Raw genomic sequence first — 223 nt, forward strand, 5'->3', positions numbered from 1 at the left:
TACCGTCCATTGTAGCACGTGTGTAGCCCAGGTCATAAGGGGCATGATGATTTGACGTCATCCCCACCTTCCTCCGGTTTGTCACCGGCAGTCACCTTAGAGTGCCCAACTAAATGATGGCAACTAAGATCAAGGGTTGCGCTCGTTGCGGGACTTAACCCAACATCTCACGACACGAGCTGACGACAACCATGCACCACCTGTCACTCTGCTCCCGAAGGAG

At 53.8% G+C, this 223-nt stretch carries 1 rRNA gene; it reads right to left on the bottom strand.

Annotated elements, in window-relative coordinates:
* Positions 1-223: ribosomal RNA gene (locus tag MR147_RS27390) — 16S ribosomal RNA — on the bottom strand; the annotation flags it as partial.

The sequence above is a fragment of the Bacillus cereus group sp. BfR-BA-01350 genome (assembly GCF_022663775.1).
In the GTDB taxonomy this organism is placed as follows: domain Bacteria; phylum Bacillota; class Bacilli; order Bacillales; family Bacillaceae_G; genus Bacillus_A; species Bacillus_A paranthracis.